The organism is Streptomyces sp. NPDC048057 (assembly GCF_040653095.1).
Classification (GTDB): domain Bacteria; phylum Actinomycetota; class Actinomycetes; order Streptomycetales; family Streptomycetaceae; genus Streptomyces.
This window is the reverse complement of sequence record NZ_JBEZNF010000005.1, coordinates 114895-135088: the sequence shown is the minus strand read 5'-3', so window position 1 is coordinate 135088 and position 20194 is coordinate 114895. Positions and strand designations below refer to the sequence as shown.

Genomic DNA, 20194 nt, shown 5'->3' with positions numbered 1-20194 from the left:
AGCAGGGCGAACGGCAGTGCCGGAGGCCGGGGCGGGGGCGCCGCGGCGGGGCGCGCTACCAGCCGTCGGGGCGGGGCGGCTCGCGGCGGGTGGCGGGGTCGACCGGACCCCAGCCGGCGGCCTGCCCCCCGAACAGCGGGTCGACGGAGTCCACGGCGTCCGCCGGGCGGGCGCCGCGGGAGCCCCACTGGCCGCCGCGGGCCGGGGTGGGGACGTCCCGGCGCTTGTGCCGCTCCGGCTCGCCCATCACCAGCAGCGGATCGAACATCACGACGACCCCGGCGACCAGCAGGAAGATCAGCGGTCCGACGAGCAGCGGCAGGAGCAGGGACGCGGCCGACTCCCCGGTGGCGGATCCGGAGCCGCCGTGGAGGTGGACGCTGACCGCCGCCATGCCCGTGTAGTGCATGCCCGTCACCGCCACGCCCATCACCATGCTGGCGCCGAGGCTGGCCAGGAAGCCGTGGATGGACACCGCGGCCCACAGGGCGGCGGTGGCCGCGACCACGGCGATGACGACGGACAGCACGACCGTGACGGTGTCGTACGCGATCGTCCCCGGCAGCCGCATCCCGGCCATGCCGAGGTAGTGCATGGAGGCGACCCCGAGCCCGGTGATCATGCCGCCGGTGACCAGCGCCATCGTGGTCGCGCCGCGATACCCGACGATGAAGATCCCGATGCCGACCATGACGATGGCGATGCCGAGGCTGGCGAAGGTGATCACCGGGTCGTAGGTGATCGGGACCTCGTCGACGGTGAAGCCCATCATGGCGATGAAGTGCATGGTCCAGATGCCGGACCCGATGGAGGTCGCGCCGAGCACCAACCAGCCGGCTTTGAAGGTCTGCCTGTTGCGGACCGACCTGGTGGTGCAGCGCAGTCCTAGGGCTCCGCCGAGACAGGCCATCGCGAAGGCCACGAGAGGCGTGACGATCCCGTAGCTGAACCCGTCGATCGTTCCCTGCATGCCGTGCGTCCTCGCTCCTCAAGCTCCGATCTCCTGAGCGGTCCCGCATTCGTGCGATCTCGCCATCCCCCGATGGAACGTGTGTTCAGGGGCTGAGCGTAGGACCCCCGGAACCTCGGGAGAACACACGGGTGCGATTTATCGCCCAAGACCGTCGTAGGTGGTGCGTTCTGTGTGGATTGGATCGTTTCCTGTCCGTGTGGTGCCGTCCCGCGTTGGTTCTTGCGCTGGTCGGGCGCGGGCAGCGCTGATGGTGCTCTGACCAGCACTGGTCCGCGCGGACGTCGCGCGGGCGTCGGCGTTGTCAGTGGCCGGTCGTACGGTGGTCGCATGAGCACCTTCGAGTGGACCGTCGTCGAATCGGACATCGGGCCGCTGCTGCTGGCGGCGACGGACCGGGGCCTGGTGAGCGTGGTGTTCCACGCCGACGAGCGGGTGCGGGAGTCCGCCCTGCGCCGGTTGGCCGGCCGCCTCGGCGCCACCCCCGTCCACGTCACCGCCGAGGAGCCCGGTCGGCTCGCCGAGGCGATACGTCAGCTGGAGGAGTACTTCGCCGGTGGGCTCACCCGGTTCACACTGCCGCTGGACTGGTCGCTCTCGGGCGGTTTCCACCGCGAGGTGCTGCAAAAGCTGGACGCGGAGGTCCCGTACGGGGCGGTCGTGGGGTACGGGGACCTCGCGGCCCGGGTCGGCCAGCCCGGCGCCGCCCAGGCCGTGGGCGCGGCGATGGGCTCGAATCCGCTGCCGGTGGTCGTGGCCTGTCACCGCGTGGTGGAGACCGATGGGAAGCTGGGCGGCTTCGGCGGCGGCCTGGAGACGAAGCGGAAGCTGCTGGCCCTGGAAGGCGTCCTCCCGCAGCCCTTGTTCTGAACAGGCGCTCGCCGGATGAGGAGCCGGTCGGGAGCGCCCAGGAAAGAAGCCCTCGCGGAGATGAGAGGGTCACTGAGACGGGATGAGAACCCCAGGTGAGAGCCCTGGGTGCCATTTCGCGTCGCAGCGCGAGCTGGCAGACTGCGGCAGTGAGCCTCCATCCCGACGTACCTGAGATATCCACGGCCGAGTCCGCGGATCCGCGACGTGCCGACGGTCCGCAGGACGCCCTTCCGCCCCCGGCGCCCGACGGAGCAGCGAAGGGCCGGCCCGCCCCCGTCTCCGAGGCCGCCCCGACGTCAGCGCCCGTGGCGGTGTCCGAGGAGGAACTGCCCGCGCTGCGCCGGCGGGTCACCATCGCCCTGGTCATCAGCCAGGTCCTCGGCGGGCTCGGCATCGCAACTGGTGTCGCGCTGGGCGCGGTACTGGCCCGGGACATCAGCGGTACGGACGCGCTCTCCGGCCTGGCCTCCACCGCGTCGGTCGTCGGGCCGGCGCTGCTGTCGGTGCCGCTGGCCTCTCTGATGTCGGCCCGCGGGCGGCGGGCCGGGCTGGTCCTCGCGTACCTCATCGGGGCGGTGGGCGCCGGCGTGGTCGTGCTCGGTGCCGTGCTCGACAGCTTCCCGGTGCTCCTGCTCGGTCTGACCGCGTTCGGCGGCGCGACCTCGGCGAACCTCCAGGCCCGGTTCGCCGCGGCCGACCTCGCCCTGCCCGAACGCCGCGGCCAGGCGATTTCCCTGGTGGTGTGGGCGACCACGATCGGCGCGGTTCTCGGGCCGAACATCGCGGCCCCCGTGGGACGGACCGCCTCCGGCCTCGGCATGCCGGTCGCCGCCGGCCCCTTCGTCTGGGCGGCCGGGGTGTTCCTCCTCGCCGCCGTGGCGCTACATCTGCTGCTGCGCCCCGACCCGCTGTTGACGGCCCGCGCGCTCGCCCACGAGGCGCCGTCACCCGAGGCCGGTTCGGTGCGCTCCGCGATCCGCGTCGTCCGGGAGTCGCCGATGGCGCAACTAGCCCTCGTCACGATCGCCGTGTCGCACACCGCGATGGTGGCGATCATGTCGATGACCCCGATCGCCCTCAAGCACGACGGTGCTTCCATCGAGTTGATCGGCCTGGTCATCAGCGGCCACATCGCGGGCATGTACGCGTTGTCCCCGGTGATGGGCTGGCTGGCGGATCGTTTCGGCAGGCTCTCGGTGATCGGCCTCACGGTCGGGCTGCTCGGCACGGCGGCGCTGCTGGCGGGAACCGCGGGAGGCAGCCACGGCCAGATCGCGGCCGGCCTCGTCTTCCTGGGGCTGGGGTGGTCGGCGGGCGTGGTGTCGGGCTCCGCCCTGCTCACGGACTCCGTGCCGCCGTCCGCCGGGGCCGCGGTCCAGGGGCTGTCGGACCTGGCGATGAACGCGTCCGCCGGCGTCTTCGGCGCCCTCGCCGGCGTCGTCCTGGCCCAGGCCGGCTACGGCTGGCTGAACGTGATCGGTGCACTCCTCCTGCTGCCCCTGGGCGCGCTCGCCGTGCGCAGGGCGCTCAGCTGACGGCGGGTTTGCCGGGCCCGTCCCCGTGCCAGGGATGGGACATGCTGCTGACCGAGGTTTCCGAGGAAGTACGCGAAGCACTGTCCGCCGGCCGCCCCGTGGTGGCCCTGGAGTCCACGATCATCGCGCACGGGTTGCCCCGCCCGCGCAATCTCGTCGTCGCGGCGGAGTTGGAGGGGCTGGTGCGCTCGGCGGGGGCGGTTCCCGCCACCGTCGCCCTGCTCGACGGCCGGGTGCACATCGGCCTGGCCGAGGACGAGTTGGAACGGATCGCCCTGGAGATCGGCGTGCGCAAGCTCGGCCAGCGCGATCTGGCGCCGGCCGTCGCCACCGGTGCGAGCGGCGCGACCACGGTCTCGGCCACGGCCTTCCTCGCCGCCCGCGCCGGGATCCGGGTCTTCGCCACGGGCGGGCTGGGCGGCGTGCACCGCGAGTGGACGCACTCCCAGGACGAGTCGGCGGACCTGCGGGTCCTGGCGCAGACCGGGATCGCGGTGGTCTGCGCGGGGGTGAAGTCCGTCCTGGACGTCCCCGCGACGCTGCAACGGCTGGAGACCCTGGGAGTGGGCGTCGTCGGCTACGGCACGGACCGCTTCCCCGGCTTCTATCTGTCCTCCTCCGGCGAGCCCGTGGACTGGACGGTCCACTCTCCCGAAGAGGCCGCCGCCGTGATCCGCGCGCGGGACGCCCTGGGTGACCCGCGGTCGGCCCTGGTGATCGCCAACCCTGTACCGGAGTCGGACCAGTTGGACCCCGACCTGCACGACCGGGTGCTCCGTGAAGCACTGGACGAGTGCACGGAGCGCGGCATCGTGGGACAAGCCGTCACCCCCTTCCTCCTGGACTTCCTCACCCGCCGCACCCGTGGCGCGTCCCTGGAGGCGAACGTGGCCGCGGTCCGGGGCAACGTACGACTCGCAGCCCTCATCGCGGCGGCACTATGACCCACGGCCACGAGCACGACGCAGGGCACGAGGGCGAGCACAAGCGCGCGGGCGATGGCAGGACCAAAGCCAAGCCCCAGACCAGGCACGAGAACCAGCACGAGAACAGCTCCGAGTCCGGCCACGAGGGCCCGCCTCCGCCCAGCGAGCCAGCCGCTCTCCTCGTCATCGGGGAGGTCGCCACCGACGTCATCGCCCGGCACTCCGCGCCGCTGGAGCACGGCACCGACACCGCGGCCCGGATCCGAATCATCCCCGGCGGAGCTGCGGCGAACGTCGCCTGTTGGGCGGCCCGCAAAAGCCCCGTGCACGAGGTCCGGTTGTTCGGCCGGGTAGGGCAGGCCGAGGAGCAGTGGCACTGTGCCCACCTGCGGGCCACTGGTGTACGTCCCGTGCTCGTCGTGGACGACAACGCATCGACCACCACTGTCGTCTCCTTGGTCGACGCCACCGCCGAGCGGACGTTCCTCACGGACAGCGGGGCGCTCCAGCGCTTCGGCCCGACCGACTGGTCACCGACCCTGCTGGACGGCGTCGGCCACGTCCATCTCTCCGGCTACCTCCTGTTCTCCGACTCCAGTCGACAACTGGCCCGACTCGCCCGGGAGTCGGCCCGGGCGCGCGGGATCACGGTGAGCATGGATCCGGCCTCCGCCGGCTTCATCCGACAGCGTGGAGTGGCCGAAGTCCTGGCGGAACTCGACTCGGTGCACCTCCTCGTCCCCAACGCCGACGAGGCTCGACTCCTGGCCGGGCTGCCCGATGTGGCCGCGTCCGCCGCCGCACTGAGCCGCAGGGTCCCCCTGGTCGTGGTCACCCTCGGCGAGGGTGGGGCGCTGGTCGCCACTGCGGGAGCCGTCACCGCCCGAGTCCCGGCCCGCGCGGTCGAGGCCCTGGACTCGACGGGCGCCGGCGACGCCTTCACCGGTGGCTTCCTGGCCGCATGGCTGTCCGGAGCGGACACGGTGACCGCGGCCTCGGCTGGCTGCCGGGCCGGCACGGAGGCGGTGACCCTGCCCGGCGGACGGCCCCCACTGTCGCCCGACACCAGGCCCACCGACACCGTGTCCTCCGGCATCGGACCCACCAGCGCCGCATCGTCCGAGACCGGCCCCACCAGTACCGTCCCGTCCGGCACCACGCCCTCCGACGCCGTCTGTCCCATCACCGCGTGCTCCGATACCGCTCAGTCCATGCCGCCCCACGCCGGATGACGCGGATCGTCCGCCTTCACCACCACGTCTGCGCTCTCTTCAGGGCTCACCTCCTCCTCGTACCGCTGGAACGCCGGCAGCGTCCAGCGCTCGTCTTCATGTGTGCGTCGGCGCAGTGCGGCCCGTGACAACCCGAGGTGCACCGTCAGGTCGAACGGGAACCAGTGCCCGAGCAGGAAGGGACCGTGCAGCAACAGCACTCCGCCGCGCGGCAGCTCCACCCGGGGGCTACGGGTCGCCCGGTCGGTCTCGGGATCCCAGAGGTCGGGCAGCACCCACCCTGTGCCGCCCGCCTCCAGGGGCCCGAAGACCTCCCGCCACAGCGCGCCCGTGTCGAACCAGCCGCTGTAGTACGCGTCAGGGTCGTCACGCCCGAACTCGTACCGCAGCGAGGCGGGGCGCAGAAAGCCGCCGGTCCCGACGACGAGAGGACGCCGCCCGCGCAGCGGCAGCACCTCCGCGATCCGACCGGCGAAGTCCCCGCCCTGCGCGGCGGGGGCCCCGTCGATCCCGATGCGCAACCAGGGACTGCCGTCCTCGGCCACCAAAGCCGTGACCCTGTCGGCGATGGTCTCGGTCAGCCGTTCCCAGGTGATCGCTTCGAGTCTCACTAGTCCATCATCGTCGAGGACTTGGTGTCGATGGCTTGGCGACTACTCGCCAGGCGAGGCTTCCGGCGGCGTTCAGGTCGGCACCGAACGCTTGCCGAACGCCCTGGTCACGGGCGACGATCCAGACCGGCAGCCCGTCCGCACCAACGCCCCCACCGCCGGCGCCCCGGCGAACGTGGCCGCTTCCCACGGCGATGCGCACCTCAGCGACGGGTGCCCGTCGATGGCGTTCCGCGGCCCGTCCGGGTCACGGACCGGGTGATGGGAGAGTGCGTTCACATGACAGATCGTCCGCTGCTGCTGCTCGACGTGGACGGCCCCCTCAATCCCTTCGCGGCGCGCCTGCCCCGGCTGCGTGGCTACACCACCCACCGGCTGCGCCCACAGGTGTGGTTGTCGCGTCAGGTGCCCGGGACCCGGCGGCACCGGCGCGGGCTGCGCGTGCACCTGAACGCCTCGCACGGCAGCCGGCTCACCGGACTGCCCTTCGAACTGGCCTGGGCGACGGCGTGGATGCACGAGGCCAACTCCATGATCGCTCCGGAGGTCGGGCTGCCGATCGACCTGCCGGTGATCGAGTGGCCCGAACTGCTCGCCGTGCCCGGTCCCGACCAGGCCGACTCCTCCGGGCTGTGCTGGAAGACGAGACCCGTCCTGGAGTGGGCGGCCGGACGCCCCTTCGCATGGGTGGACGACATGGTGACGGACCGCGACGCGGCCCACGTCGCGGAACACCACGACGCGCCCGCGCTCCTGCTCCGCATCCACCCGGGAAAGGGGCTGCGGGAGCAGGACTTCACCCGGCTGCGGGCGTGGGCGACATCGCTGTGACGACGCCCACCGGATCGGCGTCCGGCGTGCCGCGCGGCCACCAGTCCTCCTGGTCGGGCTCGGACTCGTACCCGTACCAGAGGCCGTCCCGACCGAAGCGGATCTGAAGCGTCCGGGTCGACAGCCAGTTGCGTCGGGGCCGGAAGCCGGTGAAGTCCGCCGCGACGAGGGCGGGGCCGGCGCGGTCGAAGGGGCCGGCGGGCGGGTCCCACGGCTCCTCCAGCACGCCGAGGGCGACCAGCCCGCCCTGCCGCCAAGCTGCCACGGCACGGGCCAACGCGATGGGCGTACGCCCAGTGGCGGCGGCCAGGTCTCGGTACAGCGCCCGGGTGGACGCGGTGAGCCCGGAACCTGGGTGGGCGGCGGCCAGCCGCACCGCGTCCTGCCAGACGGTGAGCGGCGCCGTCGGGTCGGCCCCGGTGGTCAGCAGCGCGTGGGCACGGGCCGCCGCCTCGGTGGCGAGCAGATCGAGCGCGAGAGGGTCCGGTGCGCCCGCCGCCTCGGGGTACGCCGGTGGCCGCCCGGGATGGTCCGGCACGGGGAACGGCGGCGGAAGCGGCGCCAGCCGCCGCGGCGCCAGGGCCTCCCGGGCGGTCAGCGTCGGCATCCGCACTCCACCGACCGGCGAGGCCCGCTCGGCCGCCGACCGCACCGCGTTGCGCTGCGACAGGGCGGCCAACATCTCGCGCTCCCCCATGCCGCGGGCCAGGAAGAGGACGAAGGGGTCGTCGTCCAGCAGCCGTGCGACCTGATAGCAGAGCGCGGCGGCGTGCTTGCACGGCAGGCCGTCGTCCGGGCAGGAGCAGTCCGGAATCAGGTCCCCCGCCGCGGGCAGCAGATCGGCCGCGGTGGCCAGCGCCCGGGGCACGTCCTTGTCGAGCAGCGCGGCAATGTGGTCGGGGCGGTCCACGGCCACGGACAGAAGCGTGTCCCACTCGTCGTCCGTGAGGGTCCGCAACCGGATCTGCGTACGGTACGGACGGGGTCTGCTGCCGTGGACGTAGGCGGTGATGCGGCCCGGCGTGACGGTGATCGCGTCGACCAGCCCCCGGCCCGCGTACGCCCGTCCCCTGGCCAGTCTGGCGGGGTCCAGTGCACCCTCTTCCAGCGCCTCGATCCAGGCATCGCCCCACCAACTCGTCGTGGACTGCGCCCCCGACCGGGGCTCGGGCGCGGAGAACGTGCGCCGACGGTCGTCATGGCGCACGGCGGGGGCGCCCGCGCGGCGGTTGCGCGCCGGCGGGCTGTGGCGCCGGGTGGTCGACGGCGTCATGCCGACCTCCTCAAGGACACGAGATCAGCCAGCTCACGGTCGGTCAGCTCGGTGAGCGCGGCCTCTCCGGATCCCAGGACCGCGTCCGCAAGGGCGCGCTTGCCCGCCAGCATCTCGGCGATCTTGTCCTCCACGGTGCCCTCCGCGATCAGCCGGTGCACCTGCACCGGCTGGGTCTGTCCGATGCGGTACGCACGGTCCGTGGCCTGTTCTTCGACGGCCGGGTTCCACCAGCGGTCGAAGTGGATGACGTGGCCGGCGCGGGTGAGGTTCAGGCCGGTGCCCGCGGCCTTGAGGGAGAGCACGAAGACGGGCGTCTCCCCGGACTGGAACCGGTCCACCATGCGCTCGCGCTCGGCGACCGGGGTGCCTCCGTGGAGCAGTTGGGAGGGGATCCCCCGGGAGGTGAGGTGGTCGGTCAACAGCCGGGCCATGGTGACGTACTGGGTGAAGACCAGGACGGAGCCGTCCTCGGCGAGGATGGTCTCCAACAGTTCGTCGAAGAGGGCGAGCTTCCCGGAGCGGCCCGTCAACCGCACGGGCGTGCCCGCGGGACGGGACGCGCCAGCACCGCGTCCGGCGCCGCGCTCTTTGAGGAACTGCGCCGGGTGGTTGCAGATCTGCTTGAGGTCGGTCAGCAGCTTCATCACCAGCCCCCGGCGGGCGATGCCCTGGGCGGAGCCGATCACCGCCATGGACTCCCGCACGACGGCTTCGTACAGTGACGCCTGTTCCCGGGTGAGGGCGACGGGGTGGTCGGACTCCGTCTTGGGGGGCAGCTCGGGCACGATGCCGGGGTCGGACTTCTTGCGCCGCAGCAGGAACGGCCGGACAAGACGGGCCAGCCGCTCCACCGCCTCCGCGTCCTCCCCGAGCTCCACCGGGCGGGCGTGCCGTGAACGGAACGCCTTCAGCGGGCCGAGGAGCCCCGGGGTCGTCCAGTCCAGCAGGGCCCACAGCTCCGAGAGGTTGTTCTCCACGGGGGTGCCGGTCAGGGCCACGCGCGCGGGCGTCGGGATCGTCCGCAGGGCCCTCGCGGTCGCGGAGTACGGGTTCTTGACGTGCTGCGCCTCGTCCGCGACGACCATGCCCCAGGTGTGCGCCGCGAGCTTCTCCGCGCTGGAGCGCATCGTGCCGTACGTCGTGAGGACGAAGCCGCCGCCCGTCACGGGCAGCGTCCTGTCCGCGCCGTGGAAGCGGGTGACGGGCACTCCGGGCGCGAAGCGGGCGATCTCGCGCTGCCAGTTCCCGAGGAGGGAGGCGGGGCAGACCACCAGGGTGGGTGCGGTGCGGTCGCGGTGCAGATGGAGGGCGATCACGGTGACGGTCTTGCCGAGGCCCATGTCGTCGGCGAGGCAGCCACCGAGCCCGAGGGAGGTCATCAGGTCCAGCCAGGCCAGGCCGCGGAGTTGGTAGTCGCGCAGGGTGGCGATGAGCCCCGGGGGCTGTGGCGGGGGCTCCGCCTGGTGCACCAGGCGGTCCCGCAGCGCGGCGAGGGTGCCCGTCGGCACCACGTCCACCGTCTCGCCGTCGACCTCGGCCGTGCCGGTCAGCGCCGCGGCGAGCGCGTCGACGGGCTGGAGCAGGCCCAACTCGCGCTTGCGGGCCTTGCGCACGAGGTCGGGGTCGACGACCACCCAGCGGTCCCGCAGGCGCACGATCGCCCGGTGCGACTCCGCCAGGGCGTCCATCTCCTGGTCGGTCAGGGGGTCGCCGTCGAGCGCGAGTCGCCAGGAGAAGGCGAGCAGCTCGGCGCTGTCGAAGAACGGTGTCCCGTCGGTCGCGGACCCCGGGGCCGGTCGGATGACGGTGGTGGCGGTGAGGCTGCGCGCCAGCTCCCTGGGCCAGTGCACGGCCACGCCGGCGGCGGCGAGGCGAGCGGCCCCGGGGCCCAACAGGTCGTACAAATCGTCCTCGGCGAGCGGCAGTACGTCCGGCACGTCCCGCTCCAGCAGGACGGCCAGCGGTGGCCAGACGCGTGCCGCACGGCGCAGCGCGAGGACCGCGTCGACCTTGGCACGGGGGCCGAACTCCGCGTCCCCGTCCCCCGCCCACAAGCGGGCCGCGTCAATGACCAGGGTGGGATCCGCGAGGCTGTGCACCTGGACGAGCGCGGCTCCCGCGGTGCGCACGGTCGCGCCCCGCCCACCGGTGCCGTCACCACCGGTGTCTTCCACGGACCCGTCTTCGGTCGCGCCGTCGGTGCTGTCGAAGAGCTCGAACGCGGACAGGTCGAGCCGCAGGGACACCCGCACCCCGGCGTCCATGCCCGCTGCGGCCTCCGCCGTCCACTCCCGCGCCCCGGGCAGGTGCTGGGGCGCGGTGGCCGCGAAGGGGGCGCCGGCAGCGGGGGCGGCAGCGGGCGTACGCGGCAGGGTGTCGGCGACGGCGTCGAAGAAGGCTCGGACCAGGGCCTCGGGCTCGGGCACGCGGAGGTCCTCCTCGCCCGCCACGGGGACGGCGTACGCCTCGGGGGGCATGGCCGCGGCAATGGCCCGCAACTGGGCGATGTCGGAGGCGTCCAGCGGGCCCGCGCGCCAGGCGTCGTGATCGGTGGGGGTCAGTCCGGGCAGCAGTCGGCCGCGGGCCACCAGATGCAGGGCGTGCAGGGCTGCGGCGCCCCAGCAGGCCGCGGCCGGGTGCGCGCCGGGACGGCTCCTGGCCCTTACCAGCAGCGGGACGGCATCGGTGATGGAGAGCAGCACGGCGGGCACCGTACGGCGGTCGGGCTCCGCTTCTCCGCACCGGACGACGGTGATCAGCTCGGTGTCACCCTGTGGGAGCTCTCCGTCGGGCGACCAGAAGGCGACCCTGCCTTCGCGCGGCAGGGCCGCCGGGAGGAAGACGGCGGCGCAGCCGTGCAGCGGGGGCCATGGAGACGTCGACGTCATGCGTCACCTCCCGTCCTCGTCGGACTGTCGTGTCGTGCACCGAAGTGCTGGGATCTACGACCATACGGGCGGGGTGTGACAACGGGCCGTGACCCGACGCCCGGGCTCAGCCGACGGGCGGTGTCGACCGGAGCCGCCGTAGGATTTCGAGCTCGGCCCTCGCGGCGTCCGCGAGCCCCGAAGTGTCCACCAGGGGTGGCACGCTGCCCTGAGGAAGGTCCGCCTGGGGCAGGTCTTCCCGAGGCGGCACGGCCGGCTTGCTTGACGGCGGAGCGTCCTGGGCAGTGCCCGGGGTTCGCTCCGTTCCCACGGGCGGTGCGGAGGGTGCGTCGGCGTGCGGAGGCTCGACCGCCGCCGGGGGTTCGGCCACGGGTTCCTCGGCACGGTGCGGCGGGGGCGGGGGCAGCGGCCCCTGCTGGGCCCGTTCGAGGAAGCGCAACAGCTCCACGGGGAAGGGCAACACCAAGGTCGAGTTCTTCTCGGCGGCAACCGCGACGACGGTCTGGAGCAGCCGCAACTGCAACGCCGCAGGCTCCTTCGACATCGCGCTGGCCGCCTCGGCCAGCTTCTTGGACGCCTGGAGCTCAGCATCAGCATTGATCACCCGGGCTCGCCGCTCCCGGTCGGCCTCCGCCTGCCGCGCCATCGAACGCTTCATGGCTTCGGGCAGCGACACGTCCTTGATCTCCACCCGGTCGATCTGAACGCCCCAGCCCATGGCGGGGCTGTCGATCATCAGCTCCAGCCCCTGGTTCAGCTTCTCCCGGTTCGAGAGCAGATCGTCGAGATCGCTCTTGCCGATGATGGACCGCAGCGAGGTCTGGGCCATCTGGGAGACCGCGAAGCGATAGTCCTCCACCTCGATGATGGCGTTCACCGCCTCGACGACCCGGAAGTAGACGACCGCGTCGACACGCACCGTGACGTTGTCCCGGGTGATGCCCTCCTGAGCGGGCACGGGCATGGTCACGACCTGCATGTTGACCTTGTGGAGTCGGTCGGCCCCCGGAAGGATCATGGTGAATCCCGGGCCGCGGACGCCTCCGTGGAGTCGGCCGAGCCGAAGGACCACGCCTCGCTCGAACTGCTTGACCACCTTGCCCGCGGCCGCCATGTACACCGCGATGCCGGACGCGGCGGCCAGACCGGCCACCACCAGCTCTTCGACCATGGGGACACCCCCTTCTGTCCGAGCTGGACGCTCCCTACCACCGTATGCCCGGTCACGAGCGCAGGGCGAGGCCCACCCCAGCCGGCGAGGCCGCGCACGCTGCGGGTACATACAGCTACACCGCGGCGCTACGCAGCATCGCTACGGAGTGGCGCGACCGGCCGCCCCGGAGTGACGACGTCCACGGCCCAAGGACGGGTGCCGGCGAGCGGGTCAGGCTGCCGAGGTCGCCTTGGGACGCGCCCTGACCCACGTACCGTCCTCCGTGAGCACGGCGTCCAGTTCCAGGCCCGCGTCCGCCAGAGCCTCCCGGAAGGCGTCTTCGGGCAGGGGCCGTGACAGGAAGGTCTGCGTCCAGGTGGCGTCGGGGAACAGGTACTCGGCGTACACGGAATGGACTCCCCCTCCGACCGGCTCCGAGGAGACGATCCGCACCGTGTACCCCGCGGGATCGACCCGTTCCCTCGGTACGTTGACGTGCCAGTCTGCGCCCTCGCGTTGGATGAGCACACAGCCGTCGTCCTTGACGTGCGAACGACAGGCCCGCAGCAGCGCCTGGCGGTTCTCCGGATCGCTGGTGTGCACGAGGAACGACGCCAGCATCACGACGTCGAACTCCTCCTCCAGCTCCAGTCCCTCGATGGACGAGTGGACCGTGCGCCGGGCGCCGTGGATCCGCTCCAGCATCTCGGGCGACTCGTCCACGGCCGTCACCGCGAAGCCCCGCTCGATCAAAGGATGGGTCACCCGGCCGGCGCCGGAGCCCAGTTCCAAAATGGAGGCGCGCTCGGGCACGGCCGAGGCGATGATGTCCGGCTCGGCTCCGGCCTTCATCCGCTCGTACAGCTCGACCGAGCAACCATCGGGCGTCCTGGCGCCCGGCCCTGTCCCCTGGTGTCCCGTGTGAATTCGTTTCGTCATGCCTAGGAAACGGTCACCACCCAACGTCCGTTCCCTCATGGCGAGTTCTCGCCAAACCGCCCATCGCCCCGCACCCCCAGGACGACTCCAGCTCGAACCAGCCGTGACCGCTGTGCCAGTGCCTTCCCGCCCGTAGATGGTCACCGATCGCCCGCTCCAGACTTGTTCGGCGGGGCAGTTCGGCGGGAACGAGGTCCATGTGGCCGAAGACGAAGCCGACCGGGACCTCGTCGCTGGGCTCGTCGTCCGTGTGGACGACGTGGAAGCGCTCTTGGAAGCGGCGGACGTTCGACTCCTGCGGCAGGTACTCGACGAGCTGCGGGTCGAGCAGCCAGGAGTGGCACTCGGCGACTCGGTACGTCGTCTCGGGGAAGGAGCAGGCGAAGAACTGCCGCGCCCTGGCCAGGGACCGGTCGCACGCACCGGGGGCCAGCGGCCCCAGGTAGTCGGGGATGTGCAGCCCCAACACGTCGTCGCCGGGCCCGAGGGGCAATCCCGCCGCCGCGACGGCGCTCCCCAACGGCTTCCCCAGCTTGCCCCGCTCGAACTGGAGCCGGCCCAACTCGTACAACAGCCCCGTGAAGTGCAGCCGCAGCCACTGCGGGGCCACCAGCCCGCCCGTGCCCTGCGCTCGGCGGTGGACCGCCATCTGACGGCCGAGGTCCGCGAGGGTGCGCCGCGACACCTCCTCGGGCACCGAACGCGCCCGGTGATGGTCGCGGACGTACGGCAGTACGGCCACGAAGACGTAGACGGGGAAGCAGCGGGCGACGGCATCGGACGACACCGGACCGTGCCCCCGACCCACGGTGGTGCCGGACGCAGAGCCCTGCTCCGGCAGCTCGGGGCGGGGCAGACCATCGGCCGAATCGATTCTTCCGATGCTCTCCACCAGGCTGCGCGCACCCTCCTCCAGCATGCGTCGCAGTCCGGGATCCGCAGTCACACGTCGGCGCAGTGCCAGCAGTTCCCCGATGTCCTCGTGCGGCACCGCCAGGTCCAGCAGCGCCTCCGCCAAGTCCTCGCCTTCCGGCAGGTGCACGTTCGCCACGGTCACGTCGCTTCCCTCCCTCGCCTGTCTGGTGAACGATCCGCGCTTTGCTTCGGTGCCCACCGGGGCCGCGTCTCCGGTCCGTCGTGCGCCCGGAACGTGCGGCATGCTGGAGGGGGAGATGGATGCCCATGCGCACCGGCAGTGAACCGACGACCGCACGCAGTCCCCTGCGGATGCGGTTCTGGCTGGGAATCTGGGGGCTCGTCTGGGCCGCCGGCGGCACGGCGATCTTCAGCCTGACCTCACACCCCGGCTGGGCCGCCTTCTGCGGCGCACTCCTGCTGATCGTCGTCGTGGACCTGGTCGTGGTCATTCGCCACATCCGTCAGGGCCCGCACTACCAACCCGGCCCCGACGTCCCGCCGTACGAACCGGTCGACGAGCACCGGCCGGCTCGCGGACCCGACGACCGGCCGCCACCGCGCCCTTAGGACCCGCCTCCATGAAAGACGTACAGGCCCAGCGGGATCAGCGACCGTCGTCGAAACGCGCGGCCTTCACGTACTCGGGCTTGGGGTCGAGCGCCGCAGCCAGACGGAAGTGCCGCTTCGCCTGCTCCGGCTTGCCGGCGCGCTCGAAGGTGCGGGCGAGGGCGAAGTGTGCGAAGGCGTTGTCCGGCTCGCGCTCCAGTACCAGCTCGAACTCCAGCTCGGCGGGGCGCAATTGTGCCGCGGCGAAGAACGCCCGGGCTCTCAACAGGCGTGCGGCGGTGTTCTCAGGGTGGGCCGCGATGACGGAGTCCAACAGCTTCACGGCGCCACGCGGGTCCCGCGCGGCGAGCAGTTGCTCCGCCGCCCGGTAGTCGATGACATGCGTGTGCGGATCACTTGTGGGCACGCTCGCATCCTTCCCCTTGGCGCACGGTTCCAACACCGGCCCCGGCAGCTCTATTCCAGCGGGCCCGGAACGGCGGCCTCAGCAGCGCGGTGGCATCAACCGTCAGACGCTCCGGCGAGTACGGCGAGAGCCGCCCCGACGACCGTGAGCGCCAGCCCCACGGCCACGAACCCCCAGTCCAGCCAGGTCCTCTCGTGTCCGTCGACGACGACGTCACGGGGGTCAGCGGGGTCGTACCAGAGCCGTACGCTGCCGCCTGGCCGGAGGGGTGCGGGCGAGGGGATCTCCATCACGCGCCCGTCCCGCGTCTCGTACTCCAGGAGCGCGCGCTCCGCGCCGGGCGGCGGGGGCTTCACCAACGCCATGGCACCGTGGCCGGCCCTGTGGATGCGACGGGCCTGGTGCAGCCCGTATCCGCCGGCGAGGGCGGCGACCAGCCCGGCGAGGACCGTGAAGACGGCGAAGACGATCTGCACCACGTCGATGCTAGTGCTCGCCCGAGCCCGACCGCGCTGCTTGACGCATTACTGACGCCGCGCTGCCGGATGTCGCCCTTGGGATGGACGGCAGGCGGCCGGTCACACGGTGCGTGCCGCCGCCCGCCGCGCCAGCTCCGCCCACAGCGAACGGACTTGGGGCTCCAGGCCCGCCAGGGGACCGTCGTTGTCGATGACCAGGTCGGCGATGGCCCGCCGCTGTTCCCGAGTGGCCTGGGCGGCCATCCGAGCGCGGGCCTCGGACTCGGCCATGCCGCGGAGGTTCACCAGGCGGTCGAGCTGGGTCTGCGGCGCCGCGTCCACGACGACGACCAGGTCGTAGAGGGATGCGAGGCCGTTCTCGGTGAGCAGCGGTACGTCATGGACGACGACGTCGCTCTCACCGGCTGCTTCCGACAGCTCCCGGGACCGCGCCCCCACCAGGGGGTGGACGATCGCATTGAGCGCCGCCAGCCGCTCGGGATCGGCGAAGACGATGGATCCCAGCTTCGGGCGGTCCAAGGCGCCGTCCGAAGTCAGGATGTCGGCGCCGAACTCTTCGACCACGGCCGCGAGCCCCGGCGTACCGGGCTCGACGACCTCGCGGGCGATCTTGTCGGCGTCGACGAGCACCGCCCCGTACGACTCCAGGAGTCGGGAGACCTCGCTCTTGCCGGCGCCGATTCCACCGGTCAGCCCTACGGACAGCATGAGCGGCAGCTTAGCTCCCGCCGCCAGGCCCCCGCAGCGGAGGTCCCGTCAGGAGTCGCCCTCCCGTTCCGCCAGGAAGCGCTCGAACTCGCGCCCGATCTCGTCGGCGGACGGCAGGTCCACCGGCTCGGCGACCAGATTGCCCCGCGTTTCGGAGCCCGCCATGGCGTCGTACTGGTGCTCAAGGCCCTGGACCAGCGCCACCAGTTCGTCGTCGCCCTCGCCGATCTGGCGCTCGATCTCGTTCTGCGTGCGGTGGGCTTCGGTGCGCAGGGCGTGCGCCACGCCTGGCAGGACCAGTCCGGTGGCGGCAGTGATCGCCTCCAGGGCCGTCAGGGCGGCGTCCGGATACGCCGAGCGGGCGACGTAGTGCGGAACGTGGGCGGCGACCCCGAGGACGTCGTGCCCGGCCTTCATCAGGCGGTACTCGATCAACGATTCGGCACTGCCCGGGACCTGGGCCTCGTCGAAGGGGCTGCGGTGCCCCGGCATCAGGTCCGTGCGGTTCCCGTGCGGGGTCAGGCCGACGGGGCGGGTGTGCGGCACGCCCATGGGGATGCCGTGGAAGTTGACCGCGAGACGGACGCCGAGGCGCTTGACGATCTGCGCGACGGCAGCGGAGAAGCGGTCCCACTCGACGTCCGGCTCGGGGCCGGAAAGCAACAGGAAGGGCGCACCCGTAGCGTCCTGGACGAGCCGGACCTCGATGGCGGGCGTCTCGTAGGAAGTCCAGCGGTCGCGCCGGAAGGTCAGCAGGGGGCGGCGGGCCCGGTAGTCCACCAACCGGTCGTGGTCGAAGCGGGCCACCACCTGGTGCGGCAGGGTGGCCAGCAGGTGGTCGACGATCTGCTCGCCGGTCTCACCCGCGTCGATGTATCCGCCGAAGTGGTACAGCATCACCAGGCCGGCCGACTCCTGCGCCAGCGCCACATCGACGACGGCGAGGCCCTTCGGCTCCCATTCGTACAAATCCTGTGGATCAAGCACGGCTACCGCTCCTCCTCGGGTTCCTAGGAGAGAACGTGTGGTGACGCACCGGCATTCCCTTCCCACGCAACGAACACGAATGAGGCCCGCTCCCCCAGAGGGGAACGGGCCTCATCACTCAGCCGTGGTACGGCCGGTCAGAGCATCAGCTCTGGCCGCCGGCCAGCTTCTCGCGCAGGGCGGCCAGCGCCTCGTCCGACGCCAGGGCGCCGGAGTTGTCGTCCGACTCCGAGGAGTAGGAACCACCGGTCGGCGCGGCGGCCGGAGCGGCGGCGCCACCCTCGGCAGCAGCGGCCTCGTCCGCCTCGCGGGACTTGATGACCTGGGCCTGGTGCTGCTCGAAGCGCTGCTGCGCCTCGGCGTACTGGGTCTCCCACGCCTCGCGCTGGGTCTCGAAGCCCGGCAGCCAGTCGTTGGTCTCCGGGTCGAAGCCCTCGGGGTAGATGTAGTTGCCCTGGTCGTCGTAGGACGCGGCCATGCCGTACAGGGTCGGGTCGAACTCGACCGAGGCCGGGTCGGCGCCGAAGGACTCGTTCGCCTGCTTCAGCGACAGCGAGATCCGGCGACGCTCCAGGTCGATGTCGATGACCTTGACGAAGATCTCGTCGTTGACCTGGACGACCTGCTCCGGGATCTCCACGTGGCGCTCGGCCAGCTCGGAGATGTGGACCAGACCCTCGATGCCCTCGTCGACGCGGACGAACGCACCGAACGGAACCAGCTTGGTGACCTTGCCCGGAACGACCTGGCCGATCTGGTGGGTGCGGGCGAACTGCTGCCACGGGTCTTCCTGGGTCGCCTTCAGCGACAGGGAGACGCGCTCGCGGTCCATGTCGACGTCCAGGACCTCGACCGTGACCTCCTGGCCGACCTCGACGACCTCGGACGGGTGGTCGATGTGCTTCCAGGACAGCTCCGAGACGTGGACCAGACCGTCGACGCCACCCAGGTCCACGAAGGCACCGAAGTTGACGATCGAGGACACCACACCGGACCGCACCTGGCCCTTCTGGAGGGTGGTGAGGAAGGTCTGGCGGACCTCGGACTGGGTCTGCTCCAGCCAGGCACGGCGGGACAGGACCACGTTGTTGCGGTTCTTGTCCAGCTCGATGATCTTGGCCTCGAGCTCCTTGCCAACGTACGGCTGGAGGTCGCGGACCCGGCGCATCTCGACCAGGGAGGCCGGGAGGAAGCCACGGAGGCCGATGTCGAGGATGAGACCACCCTTGACGACCTCGATGACGGTACCGGTGACGATGCCGTCCTCTTCCTTGATCTTCTCGATGGTGCCCCAGGCACGCTCGTACTGGGCGCGCTTCTTCGAGAGGATCAGGCGGCCTTCCTTGTCCTCCTTCTGGAGAACCAGGGCCTCGATCTCGTCGCCGACCTTGACGACCTCGTTCGGGTCGACGTCGTGCTTGATCGAGAGCTCGCGGCTCGGGATGACACCTTCGGTCTTGTAACCGATGTCGAGCAGGACCTCGTCCCGGTCGACCTTCACGATGACGCCGTCGACGATGTCGCCGTCGTTGAAGTACTTGATCGTCTCGTCGATCGCGGCGAGGAAAGCTTCCTCGTTACCGATGTCGTTGACCGCAACCTGCGGGGTGGTGGCGGTGGTCTCGGTGCTGCTCGTCATGTGGGAAAGGGCTCCGGTACGGACATTGAAGTCGTAGGTACTGCTACGCCGAGAGCCCGTATCGCAGCTGCAAGAAGCCGGACAGCCGTGGAAGCACCGACCCAGTCGAACGCCCCGGAGCCTTGCGAGCTCCGAAGACGACTCCGTCTGGAGGCGCCTCGTGAACCGAGGGGACATACATCACAGATGCGAGCGCGGCCTGCTCTGTCTGAGGCACGCAGGCCCGCAGCGCAACTTGTAGCATACGGGGGCAGCCGGAGGCGGTCAATGCGCGAAGGCGCACACCGAGGGCGGATCGCCTCATACCCGGCACAACTAAGGTTTGCGGAGGCCACAATGGGCGCCATTGGTCACGCTGAACGCAAACTACAACGACGGTGAACATGAGCCAAGACGCCAAACGTCCCACGGACTCCCCCGCGGCAACGCACCTCCAGAGCCCCCGCGCCCCCGAACCCGAGGCCACCCGGCGTGACACCTCCGACACGGAGAGCAGTCGCGCGAGTCGGGTCTGGTGGGACGGGAACGCCGACGAGTACCAGAGCGAGCACGGCGCCTTCCTCGGGGACGACCGCTTCCTCTGGGGCCCCGAAGGGCTCGACGAGGCCGACGCGGAGCTGCTCGGCCCGCGGGAGTCGCTGAAGGACCTGGACGTCCTGGAGATCGGCGCCGGCGCCGCCCAGTGCTCCCGGTGGCTGGCTGCCCAGGGCGCGCGCCCCGTGGCACTCGACATCTCGCACCGTCAGCTCCAGCACGCGTTGCGGATCGGCGGCGGACTGCCCCTGGTGGAGGCGGACGCGGGGGCGCTGCCCTTCCAGGACGACTCCTTCGACCTCGCGTGCTCCGCGTACGGAGCCGTCCCCTTCGTGGCCGATCCGGTGAAGGTGTTCTCCGAGGTGCGCCGGGTACTGCGGCCGGGCGGGCGCTGGGTCTTCTCAGTCACGCACCCCATTCGCTGGGCGTTTCCGGATGAGCCGGGGCCGGAGGGTCTGAGCGTCAGTGCCTCGTACTTCGACCGGACCCCCTACGTCGAGCAGGACGAGGAGGGGCGCGCGGTGTACGTGGAGCACCATCGAACGCTCGGCGACCGGGTCCGCGACGTGGTGAGGAGCGGCTTCCGGGTCGTGGACCTGGTAGAGCCGGAGTGGCCCGCGTGGAACAGCCAGGAGTGGGGTGGCTGGTCTCCGCTGCGGGGCCACCTGATCCCCGGCACGGCGATCTTCGTCTGCGTCCGTGACTGACGCCCCCGACAGGGC

The 20194-nt window shown here is 71.5% G+C and carries 19 protein-coding genes; 7 read left to right on the top strand and 12 right to left on the bottom strand.

Annotated elements, in window-relative coordinates:
* Positions 1-55: 55 nt before the first annotated feature.
* Positions 56-970, bottom strand: a complete 915-nt coding sequence (locus AB0E05_RS07375; RefSeq protein ID WP_361960255.1) for an MHYT domain-containing protein — start codon at positions 968-970, stop codon at positions 56-58.
* A gap of 330 nt (positions 971-1300) precedes the next feature.
* Between AB0E05_RS07375 and AB0E05_RS07370 the strand changes: the two genes are divergently transcribed.
* From AB0E05_RS07370 to AB0E05_RS07355, 4 genes are all read left to right on the top strand, one after another.
* On the top strand, positions 1301-1840 hold the full coding sequence (locus AB0E05_RS07370) for a methylated-DNA--[protein]-cysteine S-methyltransferase (RefSeq protein WP_361960253.1): 540 nt from the start codon (positions 1301-1303) through the stop codon (positions 1838-1840).
* 308 nt (positions 1841-2148) lie between these two features.
* Positions 2149-3378 carry an MFS transporter gene (locus AB0E05_RS07365; protein WP_361960566.1) on the top strand — a complete coding sequence of 410 codons (1230 nt, stop codon included), beginning with the start codon at positions 2149-2151 and terminating at the stop codon, positions 3376-3378.
* Between the two features lie 41 nt (positions 3379-3419).
* Complete coding sequence (locus AB0E05_RS07360; RefSeq protein WP_361960251.1) at positions 3420-4322, top strand: pseudouridine-5'-phosphate glycosidase; 903 nt, start codon at positions 3420-3422, stop codon at positions 4320-4322.
* Entirely contained in the window at positions 4319-5536 is a 1218-nt protein-coding gene (locus AB0E05_RS07355) for a PfkB family carbohydrate kinase (RefSeq protein WP_361960249.1), read from the top strand. The genes AB0E05_RS07360 and AB0E05_RS07355 overlap by 4 nt, the downstream gene beginning before the upstream one ends.
* Here AB0E05_RS07355 and AB0E05_RS07350 read toward each other — a convergent pair.
* A complete protein-coding gene (locus tag AB0E05_RS07350) occupies positions 5509-6147 on the bottom strand; it encodes a uridine kinase (protein WP_361960247.1) in 639 nt (212 codons plus the stop codon). The two genes, AB0E05_RS07355 and AB0E05_RS07350, sit on opposite strands and share 28 nt — an antisense overlap.
* Positions 6148-6426: 279 nt before the next feature.
* Between AB0E05_RS07350 and AB0E05_RS07345 the strand changes: the two genes are divergently transcribed.
* Positions 6427-6978 carry a hypothetical protein gene (locus tag AB0E05_RS07345; RefSeq protein ID WP_361960244.1) on the top strand — a complete coding sequence of 184 codons (552 nt, stop codon included), beginning with the start codon at positions 6427-6429 and terminating at the stop codon, positions 6976-6978.
* Here AB0E05_RS07345 and AB0E05_RS07340 read toward each other — a convergent pair.
* From AB0E05_RS07340 to AB0E05_RS07320, 5 genes are all read right to left on the bottom strand, one after another.
* A complete protein-coding gene (locus AB0E05_RS07340) occupies positions 6944-8251 on the bottom strand; it encodes an SWIM zinc finger family protein (RefSeq protein WP_361960241.1) in 1308 nt (435 codons plus the stop codon). The two genes, AB0E05_RS07345 and AB0E05_RS07340, sit on opposite strands and share 35 nt — an antisense overlap.
* On the bottom strand, positions 8248-11142 hold the full coding sequence (locus AB0E05_RS07335; RefSeq protein WP_361960238.1) for a DEAD/DEAH box helicase: 2895 nt from the start codon (positions 11140-11142) through the stop codon (positions 8248-8250). The genes AB0E05_RS07340 and AB0E05_RS07335 overlap by 4 nt, the downstream gene beginning before the upstream one ends.
* A 106-nt stretch (positions 11143-11248) precedes the next feature.
* Positions 11249-12313, bottom strand: coding sequence for an SPFH domain-containing protein (locus tag AB0E05_RS07330; protein ID WP_361960235.1), 1065 nt, complete (start codon positions 12311-12313; stop codon positions 11249-11251).
* Positions 12314-12526: 213 nt separating this feature from the next.
* Positions 12527-13234, bottom strand: coding sequence for a class I SAM-dependent methyltransferase (locus tag AB0E05_RS07325; RefSeq protein WP_361960233.1), 708 nt, complete (start codon positions 13232-13234; stop codon positions 12527-12529).
* 13 nt (positions 13235-13247) lie between these two features.
* A complete protein-coding gene (locus tag AB0E05_RS07320) occupies positions 13248-14291 on the bottom strand; it encodes an acyltransferase domain-containing protein (RefSeq protein ID WP_361960230.1) in 1044 nt (347 codons plus the stop codon).
* Between the two features lie 125 nt (positions 14292-14416).
* Between AB0E05_RS07320 and AB0E05_RS07315 the strand changes: the two genes are divergently transcribed.
* Positions 14417-14719, top strand: coding sequence for a DUF6343 family protein (locus AB0E05_RS07315; protein ID WP_361960564.1), 303 nt, complete (start codon positions 14417-14419; stop codon positions 14717-14719).
* A gap of 37 nt (positions 14720-14756) precedes the next feature.
* Here the strand turns inward: AB0E05_RS07315 and AB0E05_RS07310 are convergent, their stop codons facing one another.
* The 5 genes from AB0E05_RS07310 to rpsA form a co-directional block, all read right to left on the bottom strand.
* A complete protein-coding gene (locus tag AB0E05_RS07310; protein WP_361543687.1) occupies positions 14757-15125 on the bottom strand; it encodes a tetratricopeptide repeat protein in 369 nt (122 codons plus the stop codon).
* A gap of 95 nt (positions 15126-15220) precedes the next feature.
* Positions 15221-15601 carry a DUF3592 domain-containing protein gene (locus AB0E05_RS07305; RefSeq protein ID WP_361960226.1) on the bottom strand — a complete coding sequence of 127 codons (381 nt, stop codon included), beginning with the start codon at positions 15599-15601 and terminating at the stop codon, positions 15221-15223.
* 102 nt (positions 15602-15703) lie between these two features.
* Positions 15704-16312, bottom strand: coding sequence for a dephospho-CoA kinase (coaE, locus tag AB0E05_RS07300; protein ID WP_361960223.1), 609 nt, complete (start codon positions 16310-16312; stop codon positions 15704-15706).
* 48 nt (positions 16313-16360) lie between these two features.
* On the bottom strand, positions 16361-17299 hold the full coding sequence (locus tag AB0E05_RS07295; RefSeq protein WP_361960220.1) for a PAC2 family protein: 939 nt from the start codon (positions 17297-17299) through the stop codon (positions 16361-16363).
* 145 nt (positions 17300-17444) lie between these two features.
* Positions 17445-18938, bottom strand: coding sequence for a 30S ribosomal protein S1 (gene rpsA / locus AB0E05_RS07290; RefSeq protein WP_361960218.1), 1494 nt, complete (start codon positions 18936-18938; stop codon positions 17445-17447).
* A gap of 383 nt (positions 18939-19321) precedes the next feature.
* Between rpsA and AB0E05_RS07285 the strand changes: the two genes are divergently transcribed.
* Entirely contained in the window at positions 19322-20179 is an 858-nt protein-coding gene (locus tag AB0E05_RS07285) for a class I SAM-dependent methyltransferase (RefSeq protein ID WP_361960215.1), read from the top strand.
* The last annotated feature ends 15 nt before the right edge of the window (positions 20180-20194 follow it).